The organism is Xenorhabdus lircayensis (assembly GCF_016306625.1).
Lineage (GTDB): Bacteria > Pseudomonadota > Gammaproteobacteria > Enterobacterales > Enterobacteriaceae > Xenorhabdus > Xenorhabdus lircayensis.
Genome location: NZ_JACOII010000076.1, coordinates 1 through 6,849, shown reverse-complemented (window position 1 = coordinate 6,849; position 6,849 = coordinate 1). Strand labels below are relative to the sequence as shown.

The window sequence follows — 6,849 nt, the reverse complement described above, 5'->3', positions numbered from 1 at the left end:
TTTGCGACTTCCATTTGCTACAGTTCCTAATGTTTAGTTTTGTTTAATAAAAATACAGGTATATCAACTATCCTGAGATAGATGATGGTGAGTTGCTCCAAGATGGCCTAGAGCGGTCAGAATTGTTAAAGAGCGGTGGAGATTATGCGGCCTTGTTATACAGGCTCGGCCTATATTTCAGTTTTCCATTAGTTATACGGTGTAGCTTGAGAGCTGCACGCTCAGGAATAACTTCCTTCCACTGAGAAATTGCGGCATCGGACAAATTCAGTTTTTCGGCAATAACTCTCTGACTGCCGAAAAATTTAACTACATCATCTTTGAACATATTTATAACCTCAATTTAAGATGTCTTTAATTATTCAACTAAAGGAATCTTAAGTCAAGAGGATTTAAGATTGCTTAACTATGAAAACAACTATTGGCGAGCGCATTAAATTGCGCAGAAAAGAGCTTAAGCTCACTCAGCGAGATCTCGGCAAAATTGTCGGAGTTTCGCACGCAGCTATTTCTCAATGGGAAAAAGAAGACACCGAGCCAAAGGGGGATAATTTATTAACTTTAGCGGCTGCTTTAGGGCGTTCAGCTGAATATATTCTTAAAGGTAAACTTGATGACAATTCAAATGTTTCCTTTTGTTGGTTCAACAAAGCTAGAGGTGAATACCCACTGATTAGTTGGGTTTGTGCTGGAAGTTGGAGTGAAGCGTTGGAGCCGTACCATAGAAAATCCATTGATGACTGGTATGAAACTACCGTCAGTTGTTCTAGTGATTCTTTTTGGCTAGAAGTAAAAGGCGATTCGATGACATCACCATCTGGATTAAGCATACCAGAAGGAATGATGATTTTAGTTGATCCTGAGGTGATTCCAGTTAATGGTAAATTAGTTGTTGCTAAATTAGAGAGTGAAAACGAAGCTACATTTAAACAGTACATTGTTGATGCAGGTAACCACTATCTTAAGCCGCTCAATCCGCAATATAGAATGATATCAATTCATAGTAAATGCATAATCATCGGGGTAGTTGTAGACGCGAAAATTGCAAGACTTCCGTAATAATCCAAGAGAAAGATAACAAAAGCCCTCATTTTGAGGGTTTTTTTGTGCCTGCTCGCTTCTTATTTAAGACTTTCCCAAAGTAGAAGTAATCCAATGTTGAATATCAGTTCAAGAAATCTCTTCACACTAAATTTAAATTATCTTAACTTTGGTATTGACACATTTGTTAAGTTATCTTAAATTAATATCCATCGAACAGGCAATCCGCCCACGAAGTAGCCGCTACAGGCATATGAAGATGTAGATGATTCGATAGCAGCATAAGCAGTAATAAGTACGCTCTTTAACAAACCGGAACAGATTCAGGCATTCTTGAATCAACCACCACCAAGTAAGTTTTGGGGTGTGACAACTGAGCCTAAAAGTAATCATGACCATTCACGGATGGGAATGTATCAGGACTACAGTAGGCGCAACTGTGATAGAGCCACAATGTAGCAATTGTCACACCCCAAAACTTATTTAGAGGAGGCAATATGACTAATACAAATCGTTCTGTGCTGTCTCTTAAGCAGGACAGCAAAAAAATTCCGATTAAAGCCCGTCCCCAGACAAACTATACCGCTCGTCGTTATGAGCGTCGGGCTAAGTTCTTGGCAAAGAAAAACCAAGAGCTGGAATTAAAAGCACAAGAACGCTCGGTGGGAGAAATTTGGGACAGTATTTTCAATCCAGTCGATGAAATTGACGTTCTGTCTAATCTGATAGTCAGTCTCAAAAAAGACATAGACAACGACAACAACGGCTCTTGCTGCATGAGTGAGGTAGCTCTTTACTCCACTCAGCAAAGAGCTAATCGAGCTAATCGGAAACTGGAATCGGGCGGGGTTACGGCGAGAGTTTAAACAACAGGAGATAGACATGAAATTTGAAGAATTACCCGAAGACGTGAGAACAGCAGCCATTGAAGTGTATAAAGAAATCGCCATCCGTGAATCATGTTTAGCTAGTAATGAATATAAAGCAGAACAAACAGCCAGACTGGAAAATCTGGCTGAAAGTCTAGTGAAAGGGTTTTCAAAACTTACTGAGAGTTAGATTCGTCCTTTATTTTCCTAAAGCGTGCCAAGATGACATCAAAAGTTGAAATAATTTGTTCACCTCTATTAGCAGTCTCATTAAATGACCCTGCTCGTATTAACGTATTCCCCGTATGCACGGGGAATACCGTATGGGTTATTGATAATAACGGTCAGTTGCTGGCCTTATTCTTCGACCACCATCCTTAACATAATCATCGTAAACATAGATATCACTATCGCTGAATATAAGATAAGAGTTTTGTTGCCCTCTGCGTTGTACTGCCATTACAAAACCGCGTTGATCTGTGCGATTCCAATATTCATTGCCGCCCTGACCTATATCCCACCAATCACGGTCTGCATCATCGCCCCAGGAGTTAATACTAACTGAAATAATGCTACTCGAACTATTTGTCACTCTCATGATACCCCCTATATTTTTTAATGCATAAAGTATAAAAAATAGAAGCGTCGGTATTATTGAAAATATTAAAACCGTATCTAAGCAATGCGATTTTAATTATTTATTCTTATTCAATAAATACAATAACAATAACAATAACAATAACAATAACAATCAGTGTACTAATAATTAATTTAACCAAAAGGAGAATAACAATGGCTAAACATATCCACGCCGATTTAATGATGGAGTACGCGAAACTAGCGCAGAAGACGGAAAGACCTTGGGAATATTTTCAATATCGAATACATGGCAACGAGGAATGGCGGGATGGTGAGGATTCTTTTGCATTCTCACATAGGAGAGAATATCGCCTGAAACCCAAAACTATTCGCATCGGGGAATATGATATTCCTGAACCCGTGAGGGAGCCGTTGGAGAATGGAACTGAATATTACTATGTCAGCACCGGGCAGCTGTCGTATATCAATTGGGCCAGTATGGCTGGGTGGAGTGGCAGAGCCATTGATATTATGCGGCTGGATTTTGGGATTATCCACCTCGACCGCGAATCTGCCGAACTCCACGCTAAGGCGCTGATCTCACTGACTCAGAAAAAGGAATAATTATGGGTGACGTAGGAGATGATTTCAGAATGTGGAGAGAGGAATTGAAAAGACGTAAGGATGAACGCCGCTCAGTCAACAAAGAAAAATTACGCCAAATTGATATTTCATACTCTATAGGTAATAGCGGAACTATTCATTTCAAAACACCACAGGGAAAAGTGCTGTTCTACCCATCCGTTAATAAGTATCAGCATAAACAAACGGTCAAGCTCGGCTCTTTAGAAGCAGCTGTTAATCTCGCCAAGAAGCTAGGCGCTAAATAACCCAACCCAGAAAATCACTAATCGTTTTGACTAACGAGGGATTTTTACATGCGTAATAACATGCTCGATGGTTGTCGTGTGTTTCCAACAAAACCACAGGCCATCAGGAACCGGCGCGCACGGAAGCGCCGTATTACACCATTCATTATCTCACTCATTGCATTTATTCCGGTTTAACAGCGGGAGGTCATCATGTACCCAGCAACCATTAGTTATAGCTATGTCGAAGTTAAAAGCACAGTTAGGCAAGGACGCACCCATATCACATATATGGATTTGGGCGATATGCATATTGACATGTCATTCTCAGAGTTTGCTAAGCGCTCCAATCCAGACCACAGCGAAATACTCGCTTATCTCATGGCAACCTGTGACGAGGAACGGCTGATAGAAGAGTTCCAGAAAATACCGAATGGGAATCGTTATCTGGCAATCCTAACCAGACAGGCACACAAGGAGGCGGCATGAACAATCAGGGAAAACCCCAGCAACACCAGTACACCGATGAACAAATAGCCGAACATAGGGAACTGATATATCGGCGCGAGGTATTAGGTCAGGAGGGATTGCCAGTCAGCGATATGGATTTCGCAGGAGATTTCACATGAACAGTTACCCCCGACGCTCAACGGGATGTTTCGTGCCGAAAGACCCGATAGAGCAGCAGCGATACCTAAAGGAGTTGGTCGCCGCCATCAATAGTCATACCCCTCATCCTGCAATGATGGCCTCAACGGAACGCGTTATCGCAGAGCAGATATGGAACATCAACCACCGCACCGCATTCAATCCCCCGCTACCACAGCACATGGCAGAGCAACGCACTGAACAGCAGCGTCAGGCGTGGCGGGATTATTGGGCGACCCATCGCACAGAGCGCGATTTCTATCGCGGTGATTCACCTAACCGCCATCATGGTGGTATCTGGACAGGAGATTAATTTTGACAATATACAGAGTAGTAGACACCGAAACGTGCGACATGGAGAGCGGGATTGTTGAAATTGCCAGTATTGATGTCATGGACGACATAATCAATCACCTTGAGAGACAATCTCATTTTGTAAACCCGCAAAAACCAATCTCAATCAGTGCGATGGCTATTCATCACATTACAGATGAAATGGTTATTAATTCACCGCTGATTGATGAGGTTATCGGTCAGTACAAGGGGGCTGATTTTCTGGTTGCACATAACGCTGCTTTCGATTCACGGATGATGCCGGAAATGGACGTTCCATTTATCTGCACATTGAAATTAGCCAAACGGCTATGGCCCGACATGGAGAGTCACAGCAACCAATATTTGCGTTATGCGTTACGACTGGATGTTCATGTACCAGATGGATTACACGCACACCGCGCGCTCTATGACTGCATAGTCACAGCAGCATTATTTAAACGCATAAAGGAAGTTTCAGGCTGGTCAGATAAGGAAATGCGGGAAATCAGTAATCAACCCTCATTGCTGCACGCATTCAAGTTCGGCAAACATAAAGGGATGACATTTGAAGAGGTTAAGCAAACTAATCCTAGCTATTTTGCATGGCTCCTAAAACAGCCTGACCTTGATCCTGATATTGAGTTCACCATCAATTATTGGTTAACGAGGTAATTATGAGTGCAGTCTATAAAGCTATCAGTCATGTCGCTAAGGAACTGGCTGAAACAGGAATTAAAAAGAACAGTGAGAACAAAGCGCAGAACTTCAAATTCAGGGGCATAGATGCGGTATACAACGCCCTTGCCCCTGCTTTGGTTAGGCATGGTTTGTTAATTTTGCCGCGCATTACCGAAAGGACTGTGACAGAGCGTACAACACAAAAAGGTGGCGTTTTGTTCTACGTCGTAGTTAAAGCTGAGTTTGATTTCATCGCCACGGAGGACGGCAGCACACACACGGTTACAACGTTTGGTGAAGCGATGGATAGTGGAGATAAAGCTACTAACAAAGCGATGTCTATTGCATATAAATATGCTGCATTTCAGGCGTTTTGTATACCCACAGAAGAAACGGCGATTGATTCTGATGCCGAGGTTCATCATGTAGCACCGAAAAGGCCAGATGAAGTTCTGCGTGAATTTACAGAATACGCCACTTTTGAAAGCAATAAAGAAAAACTCCAGCAGGCATACTCAGACATATGGAAAGCGTTAGAGGGTTATCCTGAATTACAGGGAAAATGCAAGGAAGTTACAGGTATTCGGCTAAAAGAACTTAAGGCGGCATAAATGGCAAAACGTGGAATAAACAAAGTTATTTTGGTCGGTAACTTAGGCCAAGACCCGGAAGTTCGCTATCTGCCAAATGGCGGTGCCGTTGCCAACATTACTCTGGCAACGTCTGAGAGCTGGCGGGATAAACAGTCAGGCGAAGTGAAAGAAAAAACTGAATGGCATCGTGTCGTGATTTTCGGCAAGTTGGCAGAGGTCGCCGGTGAATATCTGCGCAAAGGTTCTCAGGTGTATATTGAAGGGGCTTTGCAGACTCGCAAATGGCAAGACCAACAGGGACAGGATCGCTATACAACGGAAATCGTGGTCAACATCGGTGGAACATTGCAGATGTTAGGTGGCAGACAGGGAAGTCAACAGGAGCAACAATCACAACCGCAATATTCAGGGCAGCAGCAACAGTCTCAGGAATTTTGGGGTACGCCACAGCAACCACAGGGACAAACCCAGCAATCACAGCCACCGATGGATTTTGATGATGATATTCCCTTTGCGCCGATTGGTAAACAGTATCCCGGTCACGCTATTCACGTAATTTAATCCAAACAGAAACATCTAACCCCTATCACTACGCTGCTCTGCGGCGGGAGGATTGTTATGTCTGAAACTGTAGTTATGTACAACTCACCAGAGGCATCGCGGCAACGAATATTTGCCGAAATGGAACTCCAGCCGTGGGACAGAGAGACGCCTCTAGTCATTTTTGATACTGACCAATATTTCTGGAATGAGGATGAACTAGACGAATATTGCGACGAGCACGCGGTGAAACCGTCTGAATTGCAGCTCGTTATCTGTGGACCCAACTACCCATCGCAAATAGATGGTGCTGAGTATTTCAGCGACGATTTGCCAGAGGATGGTGAATTGCCTGATGAATTACGACAGGCGTTCGATGTTCTGAACGCAGTTATTCGTAACTGTCAACCCCTGTCATGGTCGCAGGGTAAATATGCTGCAATAGTTTCTGACTCGGAGGCTCTTCATGCAATACACCCCATGCAATCCCAATCCCAAAGCAATACAACGAGTCAATGACCCTCTCACCATTCCTACCAAATGTAGATACTGCTGCGGCCACGTAACAATAGCCCATCACACGGAGGTATTCAGGCGCATTCTGAATAACAGTCGCTGGCCGTGGCTCTATGTCTGCAACTCATGCGATGCACGCGTCGGTATGCATCCGGGCACTGATATTCCGTTGGGTACATTAGCTGACAGACCAACACGGAG

At 43.3% G+C, this 6,849-nt stretch carries 16 protein-coding genes; 14 read left to right on the top strand and 2 right to left on the bottom strand.

Annotation, left to right across the window (positions count from 1 at the left end; genetic code table 11):
• Positions 1-142: 142 nt before the first annotated feature.
• Positions 143-328, bottom strand: coding sequence for a Cro/CI family transcriptional regulator (locus tag H8A87_RS18955; protein ID WP_198691447.1), 186 nt, complete (start codon positions 326-328; stop codon positions 143-145).
• Positions 329-408: 80 nt separating this feature from the next.
• Here H8A87_RS18955 and H8A87_RS18950 point away from each other — a divergent pair, with 80 nt between their 5' ends.
• The 3 genes from H8A87_RS18950 to H8A87_RS18940 all read left to right on the top strand — a co-directional run bounded on the left by H8A87_RS18950 (position 409) and on the right by H8A87_RS18940 (position 2,100).
• A complete protein-coding gene (locus tag H8A87_RS18950) occupies positions 409-1,059 on the top strand; it encodes a LexA family protein (RefSeq protein WP_198691446.1) in 651 nt (216 codons plus the stop codon).
• Between the two features lie 479 nt (positions 1,060-1,538).
• The gene (locus H8A87_RS18945) at positions 1,539-1,907 is read left to right on the top strand and encodes a hypothetical protein (RefSeq protein WP_198691445.1); all 369 of its coding nucleotides are present in this window, start codon (positions 1,539-1,541) and stop codon (positions 1,905-1,907) included.
• A gap of 16 nt (positions 1,908-1,923) precedes the next feature.
• A complete protein-coding gene (locus tag H8A87_RS18940) occupies positions 1,924-2,100 on the top strand; it encodes a hypothetical protein (RefSeq protein WP_198691444.1) in 177 nt (58 codons plus the stop codon).
• A gap of 138 nt (positions 2,101-2,238) precedes the next feature.
• On the opposite strand, the gene H8A87_RS18935 is transcribed toward H8A87_RS18940, so the two are convergent.
• Complete coding sequence (locus H8A87_RS18935) at positions 2,239-2,508, bottom strand: hypothetical protein (RefSeq protein WP_198691443.1); 270 nt, start codon at positions 2,506-2,508, stop codon at positions 2,239-2,241.
• A gap of 194 nt (positions 2,509-2,702) precedes the next feature.
• Between H8A87_RS18935 and H8A87_RS18930 the strand changes: the two genes are divergently transcribed.
• From H8A87_RS18930 to H8A87_RS18885, 11 genes are all read left to right on the top strand, one after another.
• Complete coding sequence (locus H8A87_RS18930; RefSeq protein ID WP_198691442.1) at positions 2,703-3,113, top strand: hypothetical protein; 411 nt, start codon at positions 2,703-2,705, stop codon at positions 3,111-3,113.
• A gap of 2 nt (positions 3,114-3,115) precedes the next feature.
• Positions 3,116-3,379, top strand: coding sequence for a hypothetical protein (locus H8A87_RS18925; RefSeq protein WP_198691441.1), 264 nt, complete (start codon positions 3,116-3,118; stop codon positions 3,377-3,379).
• A 48-nt stretch (positions 3,380-3,427) separates the two neighbouring features.
• Entirely contained in the window at positions 3,428-3,556 is a 129-nt protein-coding gene (locus H8A87_RS20260) for a hypothetical protein (protein WP_269749574.1), read from the top strand.
• 15 nt (positions 3,557-3,571) lie between these two features.
• Entirely contained in the window at positions 3,572-3,847 is a 276-nt protein-coding gene (locus H8A87_RS18920) for a hypothetical protein (RefSeq protein WP_198691440.1), read from the top strand.
• Entirely contained in the window at positions 3,844-3,987 is a 144-nt protein-coding gene (locus H8A87_RS18915) for a hypothetical protein (RefSeq protein WP_198691439.1), read from the top strand. The genes H8A87_RS18920 and H8A87_RS18915 overlap by 4 nt, the downstream gene beginning before the upstream one ends.
• Positions 3,984-4,319 (top strand): hypothetical protein, encoded by a 336-nt coding sequence (locus tag H8A87_RS18910; protein WP_198691438.1) that lies wholly within the window; start codon positions 3,984-3,986, stop codon positions 4,317-4,319. The genes H8A87_RS18915 and H8A87_RS18910 overlap by 4 nt, the downstream gene beginning before the upstream one ends.
• A gap of 8 nt (positions 4,320-4,327) precedes the next feature.
• Positions 4,328-4,993 (top strand): exodeoxyribonuclease X, encoded by a 666-nt coding sequence (exoX, locus tag H8A87_RS18905; RefSeq protein ID WP_408646949.1) that lies wholly within the window; start codon positions 4,328-4,330, stop codon positions 4,991-4,993.
• A 2-nt stretch (positions 4,994-4,995) separates the two neighbouring features.
• A complete protein-coding gene (locus tag H8A87_RS18900; protein ID WP_198691437.1) occupies positions 4,996-5,610 on the top strand; it encodes an ERF family protein in 615 nt (204 codons plus the stop codon).
• Positions 5,611-6,153: a single-stranded DNA-binding protein gene (locus H8A87_RS18895; protein ID WP_198691436.1), complete on the top strand. Its 543-nt coding sequence runs from the start codon at positions 5,611-5,613 to the stop codon at positions 6,151-6,153.
• 57 nt (positions 6,154-6,210) lie between these two features.
• Entirely contained in the window at positions 6,211-6,651 is a 441-nt protein-coding gene (locus H8A87_RS18890) for a hypothetical protein (protein ID WP_198691435.1), read from the top strand.
• On the top strand, positions 6,599-6,849 hold a 251-nt coding region (locus H8A87_RS18885), incomplete at its 3' end, for a zinc-finger-containing protein (protein WP_232370370.1). The genes H8A87_RS18890 and H8A87_RS18885, both read left to right, overlap by 53 nt.

What these genes read in the sequence shown, in the direction of transcription:
- H8A87_RS18935 (WP_198691443.1), bottom strand. Translation starts at nt 2,508, where the DNA reads ATGAGAGTGACAAATAGTTCGAGTAGCATTATTTCAGTTAGTATTAAC.
- H8A87_RS18945 (WP_198691445.1), top strand. Translation starts at nt 1,539, where the DNA reads ATGACTAATACAAATCGTTCTGTGCTGTCTCTTAAGCAGGACAGCAAA.
- H8A87_RS18955 (WP_198691447.1), bottom strand. Translation starts at nt 328, where the DNA reads ATGTTCAAAGATGATGTAGTTAAATTTTTCGGCAGTCAGAGAGTTATT.
- H8A87_RS18930 (WP_198691442.1), top strand. Translation starts at nt 2,703, where the DNA reads ATGGCTAAACATATCCACGCCGATTTAATGATGGAGTACGCGAAACTA.
- H8A87_RS18950 (WP_198691446.1), top strand. Translation starts at nt 409, where the DNA reads ATGAAAACAACTATTGGCGAGCGCATTAAATTGCGCAGAAAAGAGCTT.
- H8A87_RS18900 (WP_198691437.1), top strand. Translation starts at nt 4,996, where the DNA reads ATGAGTGCAGTCTATAAAGCTATCAGTCATGTCGCTAAGGAACTGGCT.
- H8A87_RS18925 (WP_198691441.1), top strand. Translation starts at nt 3,116, where the DNA reads ATGGGTGACGTAGGAGATGATTTCAGAATGTGGAGAGAGGAATTGAAA.
- H8A87_RS18890 (WP_198691435.1), top strand. Translation starts at nt 6,211, where the DNA reads ATGTCTGAAACTGTAGTTATGTACAACTCACCAGAGGCATCGCGGCAA.
- H8A87_RS18895 (WP_198691436.1), top strand. Translation starts at nt 5,611, where the DNA reads ATGGCAAAACGTGGAATAAACAAAGTTATTTTGGTCGGTAACTTAGGC.
- H8A87_RS20260 (WP_269749574.1), top strand. Translation starts at nt 3,428, where the DNA reads ATGCGTAATAACATGCTCGATGGTTGTCGTGTGTTTCCAACAAAACCA.
- H8A87_RS18910 (WP_198691438.1), top strand. Translation starts at nt 3,984, where the DNA reads ATGAACAGTTACCCCCGACGCTCAACGGGATGTTTCGTGCCGAAAGAC.
- H8A87_RS18920 (WP_198691440.1), top strand. Translation starts at nt 3,572, where the DNA reads ATGTACCCAGCAACCATTAGTTATAGCTATGTCGAAGTTAAAAGCACA.
- H8A87_RS18940 (WP_198691444.1), top strand. Translation starts at nt 1,924, where the DNA reads ATGAAATTTGAAGAATTACCCGAAGACGTGAGAACAGCAGCCATTGAA.
- H8A87_RS18915 (WP_198691439.1), top strand. Translation starts at nt 3,844, where the DNA reads ATGAACAATCAGGGAAAACCCCAGCAACACCAGTACACCGATGAACAA.